The organism is Streptomyces sp. NPDC102279 (genome assembly GCF_044766365.1).
Lineage (GTDB): Bacteria > Actinomycetota > Actinomycetes > Streptomycetales > Streptomycetaceae > Streptomyces.
In genome coordinates this window covers 371,971-390,691 of sequence record NZ_JBIWLU010000010.1, presented here as the reverse complement: position 1 = coordinate 390,691, position 18,721 = coordinate 371,971, and the positions used below count along the sequence as shown (strand labels likewise).

The 18,721-nt window shown below is 73.3% G+C and carries 17 protein-coding genes; 11 read left to right on the top strand and 6 right to left on the bottom strand.

Going from position 1 to position 18,721, the window contains the following annotated elements:
* Window positions 1-9: 9 nt before the first annotated feature.
* Complete coding sequence (locus tag ACIRQH_RS26955) at window positions 10-486, top strand: MarR family transcriptional regulator (protein ID WP_355875657.1); 477 nt, start codon at window positions 10-12, stop codon at window positions 484-486.
* 103 nt (window positions 487-589) lie between these two features.
* Here ACIRQH_RS26955 and ACIRQH_RS26950 read toward each other — a convergent pair whose 3' ends face one another.
* Entirely contained in the window at window positions 590-2,185 is a 1,596-nt protein-coding gene (locus ACIRQH_RS26950; protein WP_388866560.1) for a sensor histidine kinase, read from the bottom strand.
* Complete coding sequence (locus tag ACIRQH_RS26945; RefSeq protein ID WP_358819406.1) at window positions 2,182-2,844, bottom strand: response regulator transcription factor; 663 nt, start codon at window positions 2,842-2,844, stop codon at window positions 2,182-2,184. Before ACIRQH_RS26945 ends, ACIRQH_RS26950 begins: the two co-directional genes overlap by 4 nt.
* Before the next feature lie 162 nt (window positions 2,845-3,006).
* On the opposite strand from ACIRQH_RS26945, the gene ACIRQH_RS26940 reads away from it, so the two are divergent.
* The 4 genes from ACIRQH_RS26940 (at window position 3,007) to ACIRQH_RS26925 (ending at window position 7,877) form a co-directional block, all read left to right on the top strand.
* Window positions 3,007-3,846, top strand: a complete 840-nt coding sequence (locus ACIRQH_RS26940; RefSeq protein WP_388866563.1) for a PepSY domain-containing protein — start codon at window positions 3,007-3,009, stop codon at window positions 3,844-3,846.
* A 514-nt stretch (window positions 3,847-4,360) separates the two neighbouring features.
* A complete protein-coding gene (locus ACIRQH_RS26935; protein ID WP_404227157.1) occupies window positions 4,361-5,128 on the top strand; it encodes a DUF4142 domain-containing protein in 768 nt (255 codons plus the stop codon).
* Between the two features lie 127 nt (window positions 5,129-5,255).
* The gene (locus ACIRQH_RS26930; RefSeq protein ID WP_388867101.1) at window positions 5,256-6,038 is read left to right on the top strand and encodes a TIGR04222 domain-containing membrane protein; all 783 of its coding nucleotides are present in this window, start codon (window positions 5,256-5,258) and stop codon (window positions 6,036-6,038) included.
* A gap of 144 nt (window positions 6,039-6,182) precedes the next feature.
* Entirely contained in the window at window positions 6,183-7,877 is a 1,695-nt protein-coding gene (locus ACIRQH_RS26925) for an alpha/beta hydrolase (RefSeq protein ID WP_388867104.1), read from the top strand.
* Window positions 7,878-7,954: 77 nt separating this feature from the next.
* Here the strand turns inward: ACIRQH_RS26925 and hemQ are convergent, their stop codons facing one another.
* Entirely contained in the window at window positions 7,955-8,686 is a 732-nt protein-coding gene (gene hemQ, locus ACIRQH_RS26920; RefSeq protein WP_358818416.1) for a hydrogen peroxide-dependent heme synthase, read from the bottom strand.
* Between the two features lie 4 nt (window positions 8,687-8,690).
* Complete coding sequence (hemG, locus tag ACIRQH_RS26915; protein ID WP_404227154.1) at window positions 8,691-10,181, bottom strand: protoporphyrinogen oxidase; 1,491 nt, start codon at window positions 10,179-10,181, stop codon at window positions 8,691-8,693.
* A gap of 157 nt (window positions 10,182-10,338) precedes the next feature.
* Between hemG and ACIRQH_RS26910 the strand changes: the two genes are divergently transcribed.
* Window positions 10,339-11,433 carry a DUF4349 domain-containing protein gene (locus ACIRQH_RS26910; protein ID WP_388867113.1) on the top strand — a complete coding sequence of 365 codons (1,095 nt, stop codon included), beginning with the start codon at window positions 10,339-10,341 and terminating at the stop codon, window positions 11,431-11,433.
* A 27-nt stretch (window positions 11,434-11,460) separates the two neighbouring features.
* Window positions 11,461-12,870, top strand: a complete 1,410-nt coding sequence (locus ACIRQH_RS26905; protein WP_404227153.1) for an FAD-dependent oxidoreductase — start codon at window positions 11,461-11,463, stop codon at window positions 12,868-12,870.
* 64 nt (window positions 12,871-12,934) lie between these two features.
* Here the strand turns inward: ACIRQH_RS26905 and ACIRQH_RS26900 are convergent, their stop codons facing one another.
* Window positions 12,935-13,267 (bottom strand): hypothetical protein, encoded by a 333-nt coding sequence (locus ACIRQH_RS26900; RefSeq protein ID WP_358818420.1) that lies wholly within the window; start codon window positions 13,265-13,267, stop codon window positions 12,935-12,937.
* Between the two features lie 200 nt (window positions 13,268-13,467).
* On the opposite strand from ACIRQH_RS26900, the gene ACIRQH_RS26895 reads away from it, so the two are divergent.
* Window positions 13,468-14,286 carry a rhomboid family intramembrane serine protease gene (locus ACIRQH_RS26895; protein ID WP_358818484.1) on the top strand — a complete coding sequence of 273 codons (819 nt, stop codon included), beginning with the start codon at window positions 13,468-13,470 and terminating at the stop codon, window positions 14,284-14,286.
* Between the two features lie 45 nt (window positions 14,287-14,331).
* Here ACIRQH_RS26895 and hemE read toward each other — a convergent pair whose 3' ends face one another.
* The gene (gene hemE, locus ACIRQH_RS26890; RefSeq protein WP_404227151.1) at window positions 14,332-15,399 is read right to left on the bottom strand and encodes a uroporphyrinogen decarboxylase; all 1,068 of its coding nucleotides are present in this window, start codon (window positions 15,397-15,399) and stop codon (window positions 14,332-14,334) included.
* A gap of 184 nt (window positions 15,400-15,583) precedes the next feature.
* On the opposite strand from hemE, the gene ACIRQH_RS26885 reads away from it, so the two are divergent.
* The 3 genes from ACIRQH_RS26885 to ACIRQH_RS26875 all read left to right on the top strand — a co-directional run bounded on the left by ACIRQH_RS26885 (window position 15,584) and on the right by ACIRQH_RS26875 (window position 18,696).
* On the top strand, window positions 15,584-16,252 hold the full coding sequence (locus ACIRQH_RS26885; protein ID WP_358818422.1) for a DUF3000 domain-containing protein: 669 nt from the start codon (window positions 15,584-15,586) through the stop codon (window positions 16,250-16,252).
* A 326-nt stretch (window positions 16,253-16,578) separates the two neighbouring features.
* The gene (locus ACIRQH_RS26880; RefSeq protein ID WP_358818423.1) at window positions 16,579-17,241 is read left to right on the top strand and encodes a response regulator transcription factor; all 663 of its coding nucleotides are present in this window, start codon (window positions 16,579-16,581) and stop codon (window positions 17,239-17,241) included.
* A gap of 156 nt (window positions 17,242-17,397) precedes the next feature.
* The gene (locus ACIRQH_RS26875; RefSeq protein ID WP_388867121.1) at window positions 17,398-18,696 is read left to right on the top strand and encodes a ribonuclease D; all 1,299 of its coding nucleotides are present in this window, start codon (window positions 17,398-17,400) and stop codon (window positions 18,694-18,696) included.
* Window positions 18,697-18,721: the final 25 nt, after the last annotated feature.

Below are 18,721 nucleotides of genomic sequence, written 5' to 3'. Positions count from 1 at the left end.
ACTTCATCTATGGAGACCGAGACGGCCACACCCTGGCTGACCGATGCGGAGCAGTGCGCCTGGCGCACCCACCTGGAGGTCAACAGGCTGTTGACGTACCAGCTCGAAAGGGATCTTCAGCCGTTCGGGCTGACGATGAACGACTACGAGATTCTGGTGAACCTCTCCGAGTCGGAGGGCGACCGTATGCGGATGAGCGACCTGGCGTCCGCCACCCTCCAGTCCAAGAGCCGCCTCTCGCACCAGATCACGCGGATGGAGAGCGCCGACCTGGTGCGCCGCGAGAACTGCGAGTCCGACCGGCGAGGGCTGTACGCGGTCCTGACCGAGCACGGCGCGGAGACCATGAAGAAGGTCTCCCCGCACCACGTCGCCTCGGTGCGCAGGCACTTCATCGACCTGCTCTCGCCCGAGGCCCTGGAGGATCTGCACAAGTCGCTGCGGCCGATCGCCGAGCACTTGCGCGGGCAGCGCGGCAAGCCGTAGTACCCCCCTCGGGGCATGGAACGAAGGCCGCAGCGCACTCATCGCGAGTGCGCTGCGGCTTTTCCGTCGAACACCCCGGAGAATCCGCGGGGTTCCGGGCGGCTCAGGGAGCCGTGAGCGGCAGCCGGAGCACGAACAGCGCGCCGCCGGAGGGCGCCTCGACGAGGGTGAGGGTTCCGCCGTGCCGTACGGCGACGTCCCGGGCGATCGCCAGACCGAGACCGGCGCCGCCGTCGTCCCGGCTGCGGGCGTCGTCGAGGCGTACGAACCGCTCGAAGACCCGTTCCCGCTGACCGGCGGGCACTCCGTCCCCGTCGTCGGCGACGGTCAGCTCCGCCCAGCCGCCGTCGGCACGCACCCGCACCTCGACCCGTTCACGGGCGTGGCGCCGGGCGTTGTCCAGCAGGTTGGCCAGCACTCGCGCCACCTGCCCGCGGGACCCGGACACCCGGACCCCGTCCTCGGCCGTGACGGCGATCCCGGTCCTGCGTTCCGCCTCCTCGGCCGCGAGGGCGCCCAGGTCGAAGCGCCCGTCGGCGGGCCGCTCCCCCGCGTCCAGCCGGGCGAGCAGCAGCAGGTCCGCTGCGAGCCGCTGCAGTCGTACGGTGTCCTCGACCGCGCCCGCCACGTCGAGCAGCTCCGGGTGGGCGGCGCCCACTTCGAGCTGGGTGCGCAGCGAGGCGATGGGGCTGCGCAGTTCGTGCGAGGCGTCGGCGACGAACCGGCGCTGCCGTTCCACCGACTCCTCCAGCGCGGACAGCGTCTCGTTGGTGGTGCGGGCGAGCCGGGCGACCTCGTCGTGCGTGTCCGGGACGGGGACGCGGCGTGCGAGGTCCTGGGAGGCGGTGATGGCGGCCATCTCGCCGCGGATGCCCTCGACGGGCCGCAGTGCGCGCCGGGTGACCCGCCAGGTCACCGCGGCGACCGTGGCGAGGAGGAGCGGGAGGCCGATCAGCATGGAGGTCAGGGCGGTGCGGACGGCGCCCTGTTCGGCGGCGAGGGGGGCGCCGGCCCAGACGGTGAGGGTGACGTCCTGGGGTGTGGTGACCTCGACGGCCGCGAACCGGTGGTCCGTGGTGTCGCCGTCGACGGTGGCGGTGCCCTGGCTGGTGTGCACGTCCTCGGAGATCTCCCCGACGGCGGGATCGTCGTCGTCCCCGCCGCTGTCGTCGGCCCCGCCGCTGTCGTCGCCGCTCCCCTTGCCCTTCCCGCTGTCGCTGTCGTCGCTCCCGCTGCCCTTGCCGCCTCGGCCCCGCCTGCCGTCGTCTCCGCCGCTGTCCTCGTCCTCGCCGTCGTCGTCCGTCGCGCTCGCGGAGGGAGCGGAGGACACCGAAGGAGCGGAGGACACCGAAGGAGCGGGGGACGCGGAGGGAGCCGGGGCCGGCCGTACGGCGGTGACTCCCGTGCCGCTGACGCTCTCCAGGTCCTCGCTCGCGGCGACGAGGCGTCCTTCCTCGTCGGCGACCTGGACCGGGTGTTCCTCGGCGTCGCCGAGTTCGAGGTCCTTGTAGGCGATGCCCGCGGCGAGCTGCGAGGCCACGTGGCGGGCCGCCGTGTCGGCCTGGGCGTCCGCCTGTCCGACGAGGTCCGCGCGCAGCGACAGGAGCACGGCGGTGCCCGCGGCGACGAGGACGACCGCGACGACCAGGGTGGCTCCGAGGGTCGCCTTCGCCCGTACGGAACCGAACAGCCGCCTCACCTCGCCTCCAGGCGGTATCCGGCGCCGCGTACGGTCCGGATGAGTTCGGCGCCGAGTTTGCGGCGCAGCGCGCTGACGTACACCTCGACGATGTTGGGGTCGCCGTCGTAGGCGAAGTCCCAGACGTGTTCGAGGATGTCGGCCTTGGAGACGACCTCGCCGGCCCGCAGGACGAGGTGTTCGAGGACGGAGAACTCCTTGGTGGTGAGGGCCACTTCCTCTCCGTCGCGCTGGACGCGGCGGGCGGCGGTGTCGACCCGGATCGGGCCGAGGACGTGCACTGGGGACGCTCCGGCCTGTCCGCGGCGGCGCAGCAGCGCCTTGATCCGGGCGACGAGGACCACGTAGGAGAACGGCTTCGTCAGATAGTCGTCGGCGCCGGTGTCGAGTCCCTCGGCCTCGTCGTACTCGCCGTCCTTGGCGGTGAGCATCAGGATCGGGACGTCGTGTCCGCCGGCGCGGAGCGCGGCGCACACGCGGTAGCCGTTCATGCCCGGCAGCATGATGTCGAGGACGACGAGGTCGTAGCCTCCCCCGGCGGCCCGGTGCAGTCCTTCGAGGCCGTCGTGCACGACGTCCACGGCGTAGCCCTCGGCCCGTAGGCCCCCGGCAAGCGACAGGGCGAGCCGCTTCTCGTCCTCCACGATCAACAGGCGCATGGAGACAGGGTCGCAAACCGAACCTGAAGACGGCTTCAGGTTCCTTCAGGCTGCCTTCAGCGTCCGTCCCGCAGATTGGTCCACGTCGTCCCGGTCGCACCGCTTCCGGCGGAACGTCCGGGACGGGACAGCGTGAACCAGTGGACTTCGGGAGGGCTTTCCATGAAGCGCAACATCGTCATCGCCACGGTCGCGGCCGCGGCTCTGATCGCCGGAGGCACGGCGACGTCCCTCGCCGTCACGGGGGGCGGCACGGCGGCGCCGGCGACGCGGGCGAGCGGACAGCCGGGGGCGGACGACCGCCGGGACGACAAGGCCGTCGAGGGAACGAACCTGACAGGCGGCAAGGCGGTGACGGCGCAGGACGCCATCGGCCGCGCCCTGGAGCACACGCCGGGTACCGCAGTCGGCGCGGAACTCGACGACGAGAACGGTTCCGTGGTCTGGGAGGTCGACATCATCGGCAGCGACGGCACCTGGCACGACGTACGGGTCTCCCCCGCCGCCGGTACGGTGCTCGGTTCCCGGACCGGGCACGAGGACGACGCCGCCCGGGTGCGGGCCGCGCTCGACGGGACGTCCGTCTCGGCCGCCGAGGCCGCCCGGGCCGCCGCCGCCAAGGGCCGGGTAACGGAGATCGACGTCGACGAGGACAGCAGGACGCCCGCCTGGAAGGTGGAGACCCTGACGTCGGACGGCGCCGAGCGGGAGTGGCGCGTCGGCCTCGACACGGCCCGGATCACCGCGGACCACGGGGCGGACGACCGGGCCGGCCACGACTCCGACGACGACCGTACGGACCCCACGTACGCTCCGGACGACCGTACGGGGCGTGAGCGCGGGTCGGACGACGGGGCGGCCCGCGGTTCGGACGACGGGGCCGGGCACACCGAGCGCCATCGGGCCGGGCACGGGTCGGACGACGGCCCGGAGCACCACGCGCGGCACGGCTCGGACGACGACTCGGACGACGACTCGGGCCACGGCTCGGACGACGACTGACCGGACGGTCGGGGATCGACAGGGCCGGGGGGGGGGGGGGGGGGGGGGGGGGGGGGGGGCCGGGGGGGGGGGGGGGGGGGGGGGGGGGGGGGGGGGGGGGGGGGGGGGGGGGGGCCGCCCCGGGGGCCCGGGCGCGGGGGGGCCGGGGGGCCCCCCCCCCCCCGCTGGGGGGGGGGGGGCGGGGGCCGGGCGGGGGGGGGGGGGGCCCCCCCCCCCCGCCACGGCCGGGAATCCGGGCCGCGCCCGGCTCCCGTGCACCGCTTCGAGCACTCGCGCGCGACACGGGACGTCCGCGGAGTGTGCCCGGACTAACACCGCTCCCTGTGAAGGTGATGTGCGCGTCCGTTTCCGGCGGGTTCCGTGCGGTCTGGCGTAGGCACGAACCACCGCAACCGGCGCCTTCCACCCTCCGCGCAACCCCATTTTCCTGTACGGCAGTTGGCGTAGCGCCCGCAGTAGCATGCCAATCCGCACGCGAAGCGCATTAGCGTACGGTGCCGCAACAGGAGGCACCATGCGATCCATCAACCGCACCGGATTGGTCAGTGGAACAGGGCTCATCATCACGGCCCTCCTGGCGACCCTGGCCGCCCTGGCCTTTCCGATCTGGTCGTACGCGGACCGCGCCGGCACCGGCCTGGACACCCTGAACGCGCAGACCGTGTCGACGCGGTACGGACCGCTGTCGGCGCTGGACCGGGAGTTCGTCACCAAGGTCCGGCTGGCCGGGCTCTGGGAGCTGCCCGCGGGCCAGCAGGCCCAGGAGCGCGGCACCACCCAGGCCGTACGGACGGCAGGCGAGCACCTCATCGAGGGGCACACGTTCCTCGACGCGCGCGTCCGCAACGTCGCGGCCCGCCTCGGCCTGGAGCTGCCCAACCAGCCGAACCCGCAGCAGCGCGGCTGGCTGGCCACCCTGAGCGCGGCCCACGGCTCCGAGTACGACCGGGACTTCGCGAACATCCTGCGCAAGGCGCACGGCAAGGTCTTCGCCGTCGTCGCCCAGGTCCGCGCGAACACCCGCAACTCCCTGGTCCGCGATCTCGCCGACGACGCGAACACCACCGTGCTCGACCACATCAAGGTGCTGGAGGCGACCGGTTACGTCGACTTCGACGCGCTGGCCGAGGACGCCGCGACCGCGAGCCCGCCGCCGCTCACCGGTTCCCCCGCGCCGCCCGGCCCGACCGAGGCCCCGCAGTCGCCGGTCCCGGTGACGCCGTCCTCGGGATATCCGCTCCCGCCGCCGGCGACGCGCCCCAGGCCGACGTCGAGTCCCTGACGGCACCGGTCCGCACGTCACCGGTCCGCACGGAACGGGCCGAGCGGAACGTCACAGACCCACAACGCTCCGTCCACATAGTGAATAAGGCATGGCGCCCGCCCCCCACTTCGCATAGAAACACGCCATGTTCTGGGTCCTTCTCCTGCTGCTGGCCTGGGCCGCGGCCGGCATATCGTGCACGCGGCTGTGCCTGGCCGCCGTGCGCGCCGCCACGGTCGACACCCGCGAGGCACGCGGGCACGACCTGACGCTGTACGAGGCGGCGTTCCTCTCGGGCGGGCCGGCGCGGGTGGCCGACCTGACCCTGGTGTCGATGGCCCGCCAGCGCCGGCTGCTGCTCGCGCACACCGGCTGGGCGACGGTGGTGGACCCGCGCGGGCGGGACGACATGGAGCGCTCGGTACTCGGGGCGATCGGTCCGCAGGGCCAGTCCCGGATAGCTCCGGTACGGGCGGCCACGGCCGCCGCGGGCTCGGTGCACCGGCTCGCGGACCGTCTGGTCGCGGCGGGGCTCGCCGTGCCCGACGGGGCCCGCACCACGGTGGCGGGCGCCGTCCGCCAGGTCCAGGCCGCCTCCGCGGCGGTCCTCGCGCTGGCCGTCGCGGCCCTGCTGCTGCCGGCCAGGACCAGCGGAAGCGGGGTCCCGGTGGCCGTCTGGTTCGCCCTCCCGCTCGTTCTGACCCTCAGCTGTCTCGCGATCGCCCGCATCGAGGTGCACCCGTACACGCGCTGGGCCTCGCCCGCCGGGCAGCGGCTGCTCGGCACCCTCGCCCGGCACTCCGACGCGTCCGGCGACGACCGCACGTATCTCACCTCTGTCGCCGTTCGCGGGGTGCGGGCGATCGGCGAGCCGGACGTGCGCGCGGCGCTGGCCCACCGGGACCGCGGCGCCGGTCACGGCGCCTGACGGCGGGGGCTCGCACGGGGGCTGAGGGGCGCCCCGGGGGGCGCATCGGGGTCATTGACGCCGACACCCGCGGCCGGTGCTTTACATCGCCGGCGGCCGAACGAAGCATCCTTCTGTCGCTGCCGTGCGCCGAAGGGATTCGCGATGAGAGCTGCCGTCCTCCACGGAACCGCGGGGTCCTTGCTCCTGACGGCCCTCGTCGCCGCCCCGGCCGGCGGCACCACCGCCTGGCCGGACGGGACCGGTTCCGCCCCGGCCGAGGCGCGCGGCACCGTCGTCGCGGCGCAGCGCGCGGCGGCCGCCGGCATCCGCTTCGGCGCGTGCCCCAAGGTGGAGGGGCTGCCGGGCAACCTCCAGTGCGGCACGGTGACCGTGCCCCTCGACTACGCGCACCCCGACGGCGAGCTGATCAGACTGACCGTCAGCCGCGTCAAGGCCACCGGCAAGGACGCGCGGAACCCGAAGCGCAAGGTGCCCCGCCAGGGCGCCCTCGTCTACAACCCCGGCGGGCCCGGCGCGTCCGGCATGTACTTCCCGCTGATCGGCTTCCTCCCCGAGTGGAAGCCGATCGGCGCGGCCTACGACCTCGTGGGCTACGCGCCGCGCGGCGTCGACCGTTCCGCGCCGCTGTCCTGCCAGGATCCGAAGAGGCTCCAGAAGGCGCCGTCACAGTCGCCGACGTTCCCGTCCGAGTCGTACAAGAAGGAGCGGATCGCGGAGGCGAAGGCGTACGCCCGCGGCTGCGCGCGGCGTTCCGGGGCGGGCCTGCGCCACTACACGTCGCTGAACAACGCCCGTGACCTGGACGTGCTGCGCGCCGGACTCGGCGAGCGGAAGCTGACGTTCATGGGCGCGTCGTACGGGACGTACTTCGGTGCCCTGTACGCGACGCTGTTCCCCTCGCACGTGCGCCGGATGGTCTTCGACTCGGCGGTGAACCCGGACCCCGCGCAGATCTGGTACCGCAACAACCTCGACCAGTCGGCCGCTTTCGAGGGCCGCTGGACCGACTTCCGCAGCTGGATCGCGCGCCACGACGACGTGTACGGCCTCGGCGGCACCGCCGAGGAGGTGCTGCACTCCTACGAGAAGGCGCGGGCCCTGCTCGCCGCGAAGCCCGCGGGCGGCAAGGTGGGGCCGGCACAGCTGCAGGGCGCGTTCCTCCAGGCCGGGTACTACGACGACTACTGGCCGCAGCGCGCTCTGGCGCTGTCCGCCTACCTGAAGGGTGACCCGAAGCCGCTGGTGCAGATCGCCGGGCCGCATCCGGAGGCGGCGGCCGAGCAGGAGAACGGCAGCGCCGTCTACACGGCCGTGGAGTGCAACGACGCGTCCTGGCCGACCGACTGGGGCACCTGGGACCGCGACAACACGCGGCTCGCGCGAGTGGCGCCGTTCGAGACCTGGGACAACGTGTGGATGAACCTGCCGTGCGCGTATTGGCCGGTGCCCCGGCAGAAGCCGCTCGACGTGCGGACGCTGCCCGGTCAGTTGCCGCCGACGCTGATCCTGGCGGCCGAGCGGGACGCGGCGACGCCGTACGACGGGGCCAAGGAGTTGCACAGGAGGCTGTGGGGTTCGGTGCTGGTGACGGAGAACGGCGCCGGGACCCACGGGATCGGCGGCGGCCCCAACAAGTGTGTCAACGGCTTTCTGGACGCCTACCTGCTGGAGGGGCGGCTCCCCGAGCGGAGCGCCGGATGCGCACCTCACAAGGAGCCCACGGCGCAGGCGCCCGACCGTCAGGGCGGCACCGGGGGCGCGAAGGATGCGGCGGCGGCACCGAAGGACTCGGAACAGGCGGAGCCGGCCGCGAAGAGCGTCGGACAGGCGCCCTGACCGGCGGCTCGGTGACATGACGACGGCGGGCGCCCCTCGAAAGGGGCGCCCGCCGTCGTCATGTCGTGTCGTGCCGGTCAGGCGAGGCCGGCCACCAGTTCGGCGACGTCCTTGCGGCGGCCCGTGTAGAACGGGACCTCCTCACGCACGTGCATCCGGGCCTCGGAGGCGCGCAGATGACGCATCAGGTCGACGATGCGGTACAGCTCGTCGGCCTCGAACGCGAGGATCCACTCGTAGTCGCCGAGGGAGAACGAGGCGACCGTGTTGGCGCGCACGTCCGGGTAGCCGCGGGCCATCTTGCCGTGGTCGGCGAGCATCCGGCGGCGGTCCTCGTCCGCCAGCAGGTACCAGTCGTAGGAGCGCACGAAGGGGTACACGCTGACGTAATCACGCGGCGCCTCGTCGGCGAGGAACGCCGGGATGTGCGCACGGTTGAACTCGGCGGGCCGGTGCAGCGCCATGTTCGACCAGACCGGCTCCAGGGCGCGGCCGAGGCGGGTGCGCCGGAAGAGGTTGTACGCCTCCTGGAGCTGGTCGCTGGTCTCGGCGTGCCACCAGATCATGAGGTCGGCGTCGGCCCGCAGCCCCGACACGTCGTAGGTGCCGCGGACGGTGACGTCCTTCGCGGCGAGCTGGTCGAACAGCTCCTGGACCTCGTCGGCGTATCCGGCGCGGTCCTCCGGCAGTACGTCCTTCAGCCGGAAGACGGACCACAGGGTGTAGCGGATGGCCTCGTTCAGGTCCTTGGCCAGCTTGCCCTTGTTCGGGACCCTGCCGGACTCGGTGGTGGGGGCGTCGTCACTCATGGGGCTATTCTCCCGCTCCGCCGTGCAGGCTCTGCACCGGGTCGGCCCGCAGCGCGTCCAGACCGCCGGAGTCGCCGCCGAGGCCGTCCACGGCGGCGTGCGCGGAGGCGATGCAGGCGGGGATGCCGACCCCGTCGTAGGCGGCGCCGCAGACCGCGAGGCCCGGGAGTCTGCGGACGTGCTCGCGGACGCGGGCCACGCGCGCGTGGTGGCCGACGGGGTACTGGGGCAGTCCGTCGTCCCAGCGCGTCACCCGGGTCTCCACCGGCTCGGCGTCGAGGCCGGTGGCCTCCCGCAGGTCGTGCCGGGACACCCGGACGAGGTCGGCGTCGGAACGGCCGAGCACCTCCGTCTCGCCGTATCGCCCGACGGACGTGCGCAGCACCGTCAGGCCGGGGTTCTGCTCGGCGATCCAGCCCCACTTGCGGGAGGCGAACGTCGAGGCCTTGATGGTGTGCCCGTCGACCGGCGGGACCAGGAATCCGCTGCCCTCGGGGAGGGTGGCGTCGGCGCTGCGGTAGGCAAGGGTCACGAGGGCCATCGACGCGTACTCGACGGCGGCCAGCTCGGTCGCGGCGGCGGGTGCCTCGGCGCGCAGCAGCGCGGCGGCGGCCGGCGCGGGGACGGCGAGGACGACCGCGTCGGCGTGCAGGACCCGGCCGCCTGCGACGATCCGCCAGGCGGACCGGGGCCGCTCACCGGACGCGGGGCCGGCCGGGCTCGTCCTGCGCAGTTCGGTGACCGGCGTCCCGGTGAGGATCTCGCCGCCGTCTGCGGTCACCGACTCGGCCACGGCGAGGGGCAGTCGGCCCACACCGCCTTCGATGCCCATGAACACCGGGCCGGTCTGCTGGGCGGCGGCGGCTTTGGCCTGGATCTCGCGGACCGCCTCGGTGAGGGAGGTGTGGGTGCGGGCGGCGGCGTACAGCTGGGGGACGGCGAGGCGCAGGGAGATGCGGTAGGCGTCGCCCGCGTACACCCCGCCCAGGAGGGGTTCGACGAGGCGGTCGACGACCTCGCGGCCCATGCGGGCCGCCACGTACTCGCCCACCGCGATGTCGTCGCCGACCTCGGTGCGGGGGAGGTCGGCGTCGCGCTCGACGCGGCGCAGGCCCTCTTCCGAGAGGACGCCCGCGAGGGCGGAGGCGCTGCCGGGGACGCCCATGACGTGGCCCTTGGGCATCGGGCGCAGGACGCCTCGGTTCCACAGCGAGGCCGAGGCCGTGGCGGGCGGCTGGAGGAGGTCGCCGAGGCCGGTCTCGCGGGCGAGGGCCACGGCCTCGGGGCGGCGCGCCAGCATCGACTCGGCGCCGAGGTCCACGCGCGCGCCCGCGATCTCGCCGGTCAGCAGCTTGCCGCCGAGACGGTCCGACGCCTCCAGCACGGTGACGCGGAACCCGCGCCCCAGCAGGCGGTGTGCGGCGGCCAGCCCGGCGATACCGCCGCCGACGACCACGACGTGTCCCGAACCCGTACGAACGTCCTCTTCGCGCATGTCTCCACCTTCTCAGACCTCGCCGGCACCTCCTCCGGGGAGCCCGGTGTCCTCCGCGAGTCCGGACCGTGACCCCATCGGGACCGGATCCGGCCAACGTCCCGCGCCGTCCGGGCGTCGAAGGAGCGTCAGAAAGTCATCACCCCGGGGGTAGGCCATGCGCACACGTACGTCAGCACGTCCGGCACGACCCGCGTCACCGGACCCGTCCCCGCATCCCTCCCGCCCGTCGGGGCCGTTCCGTGTCCTGGCCGGGGTGCTCCTCGTCAGCGCGCTCGCGCTGACGGGATGCGGCGCTTCCGACAACTCGTCCGACAGCGGTGGCGACAACAAGGCGGCAGCGGCCGAGGGCGGCGGGGCGAAAGCCGACGCGCAGAAGGCGGACTCGGGCGCCGCGGGCAGCGACAGCGCGACCGGCCGCACGGCCCCCGCCCCGCCGAAGCTGTCCACGAACAGCATCATCCGCACCGCCTCCCTGACCGTGCGGGTCAAGGACGTGCCCAAGGCCCTGGACGACGCCCGGACCACGGTCGAGAGCGCCGGGGGCTACGTGGGCAACGAGACGACCACGCGCGACGGTGCGGGCCGCGAACGCACCCGCGTCGTCCTGCGGGTGCCCACCGAGCAGTACGACCAGGTGCTCGCCGACCTGGAGGGCACCGGAAAGGTCCTCGAACGCACGGCCAAGGCGCAGGACGTCACCGACCAGGTGGTGGACGTGCAGAGCCGCATCGCCTCGCAGCGCGCGAGCGTGGCCCGGGTCCGCGAGCTGATGGACAAGGCCACCAAGCTCAGCGATGTGGTCACCCTGGAAGGGGAGTTGAGCAGCCGCGAGTCCGACCTGGAGTCGCTGCTCGCCCGGCAGGCCTCGCTGAAGGACCGCACGAGTCTGGCCACGATCACGTTGTCGCTGTCCCAGACGGCGGTGAAGCACGCCGAGAAGAAGGACGGCGACCCGGGCTTCCTGGACGCGCTCTCGGGCGGCTGGAACGTGCTGGTCACCATGGTCCGCTGGCTGGCTCTCGCGATCGGGGCGGTGCTCCCGTTCGCGGCGGGCTTCGCACTGATCGCCGTGGTGTGGCTGTTCGTGGTGCGGCCCCGGCTGCGCCGCCGGCCCGCCGCGGCCACCGTGTCGGGACCGGCCGCTGTCCCGGCCTCGCGCCCGTCCCCGGGCGCCGCTTCGGGGACCGTGGCTCCGAAGGCCGCTCCGCCGGCCGGCGGCAGGCCCGAGGACGGCGGTGAGCAGGACTGAAATGCCGGGCGCCCGTAGCGTGTTCGTATGAGCATGAGCCGAACGAGCGGTAGTGGCGGGGCCCGGGAACGACTGGTCGTGATCGGTGGTGACGCGGCGGGCATGTCCGCCGCGTCACAGGCACGCCGGCTGCGCGGGCCGGACGAGCTGGAGATCGTCGCCTTCGAGCGGGGCCACTTCTCGTCGTACTCGGCGTGCGGCATCCCGTACTGGGTGGGCGGCGACGTGCAGGACCGCGACCGGCTGGTGGCGCGGACCCCGGAGGAGCACCGGGAGCGCGACATCGACCTGCGGATGCGCACGGAGGTCACGGAGATCGACGTCGCGGGCGCCCGGGTGCGGTCCCGCGAGCTGGACACCGGGACCGAGGCGTGGACGTCGTACGACAAGCTCGTGATCGCGACCGGCGCGCGGCCCGTGCGCCCCGAGCTGCCGGGCATCGACGCGCCGGGGGTGCACGGCGTGCAGACCCTGGACGACGGGCAGGCCCTCCTCGACACGCTGGAGAGGACGGAGGGTCGCCGTGCCGTGGTCGTCGGCGCGGGCTACATCGGCGTGGAGATGGCCGAGGCGCTCATCAACCGCGGGTACGAGGTGACGGTCGTCAACCGCGGCCAGGAGCCGATGTCCACGCTGGACCCGGACATGGGGCGCCTGGTGCACAAGGCCATGGAGGGCCTCGGCATCACGATGGTCGACGACGCCGAGGTCACCGAGGTGCTCACGGGTGACGACGGCAGGGTCCGCGCGGTCGTCACGGAGGACGCCGAATACCCGGCGGACGTGGTGGTGCTCGGCATCGGCGTACGCCCCGAGACGGCGCTGGCCCGGGAGGCGGGGCTGCCCGTGGGCGACCACGGCGGACTGCTCACCGATCTCGCGATGCGGGTGCGCGGGCACGAGAACATCTGGGCCGGCGGCGACTGCGTCGAGGTGCTGGACCTGGTCTCGGGGCGCGAGCGGCACATCGCGCTGGGCACGCACGCGAACAAGCACGGCCAGGTGATCGGCACCAACGTGGGCGGCGGGTACGCCACGTTCCCCGGGGTCGTCGGCACGGCGGTGAGCAAGGTGTGCGACCTGGAGATCGCCCGCACCGGCCTGCGCGAGAAGGACGCGCACCGGGCGGGCCTGCGGTTCGAGGCGGTCACCGTCGAGTCGACGAGCCGCGCGGGTTACTACCCGGGGGCCGAGGTCATGACGGTGAAGATGCTGGCGGAGCGGCGCACCGGGCGACTGCTCGGCGTGCAGATCGTCGGCCGGGAGGGCGCGGCGAAGCGCGTGGACGTCGCGGCGGTGGCGCTGACCGCGGGCATGACGGTGGAACGGATGACGGCCCTCGACCTCGGTTACGCGCCGCCGTTCTCCCCCGTCTGGGACCCCGTCCTGGTGGCGGCCCGCAAGGCGATGGCGAAGGTGCGGGACGGCGCCTCGTAACGGCGCGCACCGGTCCCCCACGCCAACCGCCCACCGCATGACGGCCGTTGTCGCCCCGGACCGGTCAGGCGGACTCGTGGCCCGCTGATCCGTTGATGCGGTCTATCGCCTGGCGGGCCTGCTCCCCCGGCGGCCGGGCCGGCAGCGACGAGACGGAGGCGGGTGCCGTGACCACGGGGGGCGCCTGGGCGGGCTTGGCGTGCGCCGCCGACCGGGTGGACCGCAGGCGGTGGCTGACGGCCTCGTCCAGGGTCACCGGGCGCTGCATCCGGGCCGCGAGCCGTCCGGCCTCCTGGCCGAGCGCGGCGACGTCCTCCCAGGGGAGGTGCACCACCAGGGCGATCTCCGCCTCGCCGTCGGGCAGGGCCTGCATCGGAGGAGTAACTCGGTCGTTCATCGCCTGTGTCCTCACGTCATCACGTCGTCCCGTCGAACCCACGCCAAGACGTCCGTCACGGCGGGGCGGTTGAGGACACATACGGCCGGCGGGGCGAGTGTGTTCAGTGGGACGACTCGGTGAACTCCGGTCGGGCGCACGGGTCCCGGGGCACCGGGGGCACGCGGATTCACCCCGTGCATCGCGGGCAGTACTTCCTCGTGGTCATTCCCGTCCATGACGTGAACCCGGTGCGGCGCACGCCCTATGTGACGTACGCGCTGATCGCCGCCAATGTCATCGTGTTCCTCTACACACCCGGTCTGGCCGGATCCGCGGCGGGCGACAGCGCCCTGTCGCAGCTGTGCCACCTGCACGCGTTCATGGACCAGTACGCGGCCGTGCCGCAGGAACTGATCCACCATCGGATGGCGCGTCTGGTGCCGACCGGCGAGGTCGGTGCCGGGCCGCACGGCGCCGGGTGTGCGATGGGCCCGCCGGACTACGACAAGTCGCCCCCGCTGTCGGTGCTCACGGCGATGTTCCTGCACGGGAGCTGGCTGCACCTGCTGGGCAACATGCTCTTCCTGCTGATCTTCGGCAACAACATCGAGGACCGCCTCGGGCACGTCCGCTTCACGCTGTTCTACGCGGCGTGCGGCTTCGCGGCTGCCTACGGCTTCGCGCTGGTCAACGCGGACTCGGGCGACCCGCTGATCGGCGCCTCGGGAGCGATCGCGGGGGTCCTCGGCGCCTACCTGGTGCTGTATCCGAGGGCCAGGGTCTGGGTGCTGGTCCCGTTCCTGGTGTTCCTGCCGCTACGGCTGCCCGCCTGGCTCGTGCTGGGCTCCTGGTTCGTGCTCCAGGCCGCGTACTCGTCGGGCGCGGCCGTGCCGGACGCGGGCACCGTCGCCTACGCGGCGCACGTCGTGGGCTTCCTCGCCGGCATGCTGCTGGCCTGGCCGCTGCGCCCCGGCACCCCACCACCGCCGGAACCGCGCCGCCTGCTCTTCGGCAGACAGGCGCGGCACGGCTGGTGAGCCGATGGGCCGGCGCGGGCTGCGGCGGGTCCACGGACCGCCGGGCTAGCGCGCCGTCCGGGTGTGGACGTACTCCACGAGGCGGGTCAGGGAGTCCGGGTCCATCGAGGGCAGGACGCCGTGGCCGAGGTTGAAGATGTGGCCCTCAAGACCGGCGGCCGCGTCCAGCACCTCGCGGGTCTTGGCCTCCACGGCGGAGGTCGGCGCGAACAGCACGGCCGGGTCGAGGTTGCCCTGGAGCGCCTTGCCGGGGCCGACACGGCGGGCGGCCTCGTCGAGCGGGACGCGCCAGTCGACGCCCACGACGTCCGCGCCGGCCTCGCCCATGAGGCCGAGCAGCTCGCCGGTGCCGACGCCGAAATGGATGCGCGGGACGCCGTACCCGGCGACGGCGTCGAAGACCTTCGTGGACGCGGGGAGGATCGAGCGGCGGTAGTCCGCGGGGGCCAGGGCACCGACCCAGGAGTCGAACAGCTGGACGGCGCTCGCGCCCGCCTCGATCTGCACCTTCAGGAAGGTGGAGGTGATCTCGGCGAGACGGTCGAGCAGGTCGGCCCACAGCTGCGGGTCGCCGTACATGAGCGCCTTGGTGTGCTCGTGGTTCTTCGACGGTCCGCCCTCGACGAGGTAACTCGCGAGGGTGAAGGGCGCGCCCGCGAATCCGATGAGCGGGGTCTCGCCGAGCTCGGCCGTCAGGAGCTGGATCGCCTCCGTGACGTACCAGACGTCCTCGGGGGTCAGGTCGCGGAGCTGGGCCAGGTCGGCGCGGGTGCGGATCGGGTTCTGCACGACGGGGCCGACGCCCGGCTTGATGTCCAGGTCGACACCGATGGCCTTCAGCGGGACGACGATGTCGCTGAAGTAGATCGCGGCGTCCACGCCGTGCCGGCGGACCGGCTGGAGCGTGATCTCGGCGACCAGCTCGGGCCGCATGCAGGACTCCAGCATGGGGATGCCCTCGCGCACCTTGAGGTACTCGGGCAGTGAGCGACCGGCCTGCCGCATGAACCACACGGGCGTGTGCGGCACGGGCTCGCGCCTGCACGCCTTCAGGAAGGCGGACTCGTACGTGGCTGTCGGCTGCTGCCCGGCGGGGCTGTGGTTGGCGCTCACGACGGAAAGTCTCCCACGGCTCGCGGACCGCCCGGTCCCGGGCTCCGACGGCCCGCGGTGACCGCCGCGGCCCCTCGCGGAGGCCGCCCGGAAAGCGGTGTTCGCGCAGCACGATCCGGACAGGGGTCCCACGCACGGGTGTCTCTCCCTGCACGCGGGCTCCGTTCCCCTTAACCTTCCCCGCATGGCTGCGGCTCAGGGACGACTGTCGGACGGCGCTGGCGGAATGGACGACGCGAAGGAGGAGGACAGGAATGCGGTGGACACGGCCCCGTTGCCCTTCCGGGCTGCCGTCGACGCACTGAGGGCCGCGCGACTGCGGCCGGACATCGAGATCGACCCGACGCGACCACCGCAGCGACTGGCTCCTCACGCCTACGCGCTGGAGGCCGCGGTCGTCGCCGACGACGAGGATCTGGCCGACGGCCGGCTCGTCCTGCTGCACGATCCGGCCGGGCACGACGCCTGGCAGGGATCCTTCCGGCTGGTGACCCTGGTCCGCGCGGAGCTGGAACCCGAGATGGCCGCGGACCCGCTCCTCCCCGAGGTCTGCTGGTCGTGGCTGACGGGCGCGCTCCAGGCCCGCGGACTGTCGTACGGCGAACCGAGCGGCACCGTCACGCGTGCCAGTTCCCACTACTTCGGCGGGCTCTCGGAACGCCCTGCCGCCTCACAGATCGAGATCCGGGCGTCCTGGACGCCACGGGAGGGCCTCGGCGGCGTTCCGGACACCGCCGGCCACCTCACGGCCTGGTGCGACCTGCTGTGCCAGATCGCCGGACTGCCGCCGGTGCCCCCGGGCGACGCCTCGGTGGTCACCCTGCCGCAGCGCCGGGGACCGCAGTCCCGCTGATCCCGCTCTCCGCCTCCCCGAAAAAGGCGCGCGTCACGACGCGCGCCTTTCTCATGCCCTGACGGGTTTGGCCTCCGGCCTTCACCCTCTTGCCGGTTTCTTTGTCGATACGGCCACTTTCGGCCGCGTATCGACGCGGAGCGACTCGGTTCGATCTTCGGATGATCGATCGCGTGTCCGAATTGCACGGATTGTTACTCACCACATCGTGATCATTCTCTAAAGGTCCACGGGTTTGATGCCGAAGACGTCTGTGACCTTGAAAGCACGGTTCGTCCTGGCTCGCCCTCAGAGCCGGTCCCCGTCCCCGCACCCCAGGAGGCCTGGTGTCCGTTCTCCTCGAGCAGCCCGCAAGCCTGGTCGCCTACCGCCCGAACAAGCCGACCGCCATGGTGGTCGTGGCCGACCCCCGGGTCCGCTCCACCGTCACCCGCCATCTGTGGGCGCTCGGAGTGCGCGACGTCATCGAGGCGTCGTCCGTCGCGGAGGCCCGTCCCCGCATCGGCAGCCCGCGCGACATCTGCGTCGCCGATGTCCACCTGCCGGATGGTTCCGGCCTCACCCTTCTGTCCGAAACCCGAGCCGCGGGCTGGCCCAACGGCCTCGCCCTCTCCGCCGCCGACGACATCGGTGCCGTGCGCAACGCCCTCGCGGGCGGCGTCAAGGGCTACGTCGTCACCGGTACCCGTACGAACGTCGGGCTCCCCACCCGGCCGGGCGCCGCGCCCATCGGCTCGGCCGCCGCCCGTATGCACCGCCGCCCCCCGGGTGCCCCGAACCACCCGGGCGGCTACCGCGAACTGTCCGGCCGAGAGGTCGAGGTCCTGCGCCTGGTCGCGGAGGGCCAGTCGAACAAGGCCATCGGCGTCTCCATGGGCCTGTCCGCACTGACCGTGAAGAGCCACCTGGCCCGTATCGCCCGCAAGCTCGGCACGGGTGACCGCGCCGGGATGGTCGCGGTCGCACTGCGGACCGGCATCATCCACTGACCCCTCCCCGCACCGCTCCCGACTCCCCCACCCGGCCTCCTCCCCCCCGTGCGTGAACCGGATCTTTCACCGAGCTGACTGGTTTACGACCCTCAGACGCCCGTCGACGGAACGTTCCGTCGACGGGCGTTGTCCATACACGGATACCCTTGACAGGTGACCGACGCCCAAGAGACCGCAGCAGACAGCTCACTGCGAACCACCGGAGGCGGCCCTCCGGACGACGTCGAATCGGCGCCGATCCCCTTGCTCGAGCCCCGCGAGGGCATTCCACCGGTGATCGCCGACGACGCCGCCCTCGCCGAGGTGATCGCTGCCTTCGCCGCGGGCACCGGCCCGGTGGCCGTCGACGCCGAACGCGCGTCCGGGTACCGATACGGCCAGCGCGCCTATCTCGTGCAGCTGCGCCGCGAGGGCGCGGGCAGCGCGCTGATCGACCCCGTCGCCTGTCCCGACCTGTCGGGTCTCGGCGAGGCGATCTCCGACGCCGAGTGGGTGCTGCACGCCGCCACCCAGGACCTGCCCTGTCTCCGCGAGATAGGCATGATCCCCACCAGCCTCTTCGACACCGAGCTGGCCGGCCGCCTGGCCGGGTTCCCCCGTGTGGGCCTCGGCGCCATGGTCGAGAGCGTCCTCGGGTTCGTCCTGGAGAAGGGGCACTCCGCCGTCGACTGGTCCACCCGCCCGCTGCCCGAGCCCTGGCTGCGCTACGCCGCGCTCGACGTGGAACTCCTCGTGGACCTGCGCGACGCCCTGGAGAAGGAGCTCGACCGGCAGGGCAAGCTGGACTGGGCCCGCCAGGAGTTCGACGCCATCGCCGCCGCCGAGCCCGCCCCGCCCCGCAAGGACCCCTGGCGCCGCACGTCCGGGATGCACAAGGTCCGCCGCCGCCGGCAGATGGCCGTCGTGCGGGAGCTGTGGGAGACGCGCGACCAGGTGGCGCAGCGCCGGGACATCTCGCCGGGCAAGGTGCTCGGGGACGGGGCCATCGTCGAGGCCGCGCTGGGCCTGCCGGCCAACGTGCACGCCCTGGCCGCGCTTAACGGCTTCGGACACCGCATGGGACGGCGCCAGCTTGACCAGTGGCAGGCCGCCGTCGACCGTGCCAGGGAACTGCCGGACGCCGAGCTGCCGCAGCCCGGGCAGCCGGTGACCGGTCCGCCGCCGCCGCGCGCGTGGGCCGACAAGGACCCGGCCGCCGCCGCCCGGCTCTCCGCCGCGCGGACCGCCGTGTCGGCGCTGGCCGAGCAGCTGAACATGCCGCAGGAGAACCTGATCACCCCGGACACCGTGCGGCGCGTGTGCTGGGAGCCGCCCTCGACCCCGGACAACGACTCCGTGGGCGCGGCCCTCGCCGGGTACGGGGCGCGCCGCTGGCAGGTCGAGCTGGTCACGCCCGTCCTGGTGACCGCGTTGTCCCTGGAGGCGGTCCAGGAACCCCTGGACCGCCCCTGAAGGGACTCGCGGTGACGCCTGTGGC

What these genes read in the sequence shown, in the direction of transcription:
- ACIRQH_RS26910 (WP_388867113.1), top strand. Translation starts at nt 10,339, where the DNA reads ATGCGCACACGTACGTCAGCACGTCCGGCACGACCCGCGTCACCGGAC.
- hemG (WP_404227154.1), bottom strand. Translation starts at nt 10,181, where the DNA reads ATGCGCGAAGAGGACGTTCGTACGGGTTCGGGACACGTCGTGGTCGTC.
- ACIRQH_RS26935 (WP_404227157.1), top strand. Translation starts at nt 4,361, where the DNA reads ATGCGATCCATCAACCGCACCGGATTGGTCAGTGGAACAGGGCTCATC.
- ACIRQH_RS26955 (WP_355875657.1), top strand. Translation starts at nt 10, where the DNA reads ATGGAGACCGAGACGGCCACACCCTGGCTGACCGATGCGGAGCAGTGC.
- ACIRQH_RS26885 (WP_358818422.1), top strand. Translation starts at nt 15,584, where the DNA reads ATGGCTGCGGCTCAGGGACGACTGTCGGACGGCGCTGGCGGAATGGAC.
- hemQ (WP_358818416.1), bottom strand. Translation starts at nt 8,686, where the DNA reads ATGAGTGACGACGCCCCCACCACCGAGTCCGGCAGGGTCCCGAACAAG.
- ACIRQH_RS26940 (WP_388866563.1), top strand. Translation starts at nt 3,007, where the DNA reads ATGAAGCGCAACATCGTCATCGCCACGGTCGCGGCCGCGGCTCTGATC.
- ACIRQH_RS26930 (WP_388867101.1), top strand. Translation starts at nt 5,256, where the DNA reads ATGTTCTGGGTCCTTCTCCTGCTGCTGGCCTGGGCCGCGGCCGGCATA.
- ACIRQH_RS26945 (WP_358819406.1), bottom strand. Translation starts at nt 2,844, where the DNA reads ATGCGCCTGTTGATCGTGGAGGACGAGAAGCGGCTCGCCCTGTCGCTT.
- ACIRQH_RS26905 (WP_404227153.1), top strand. Translation starts at nt 11,461, where the DNA reads ATGAGCATGAGCCGAACGAGCGGTAGTGGCGGGGCCCGGGAACGACTG.
- ACIRQH_RS26925 (WP_388867104.1), top strand. Translation starts at nt 6,183, where the DNA reads ATGAGAGCTGCCGTCCTCCACGGAACCGCGGGGTCCTTGCTCCTGACG.
- ACIRQH_RS26900 (WP_358818420.1), bottom strand. Translation starts at nt 13,267, where the DNA reads ATGAACGACCGAGTTACTCCTCCGATGCAGGCCCTGCCCGACGGCGAG.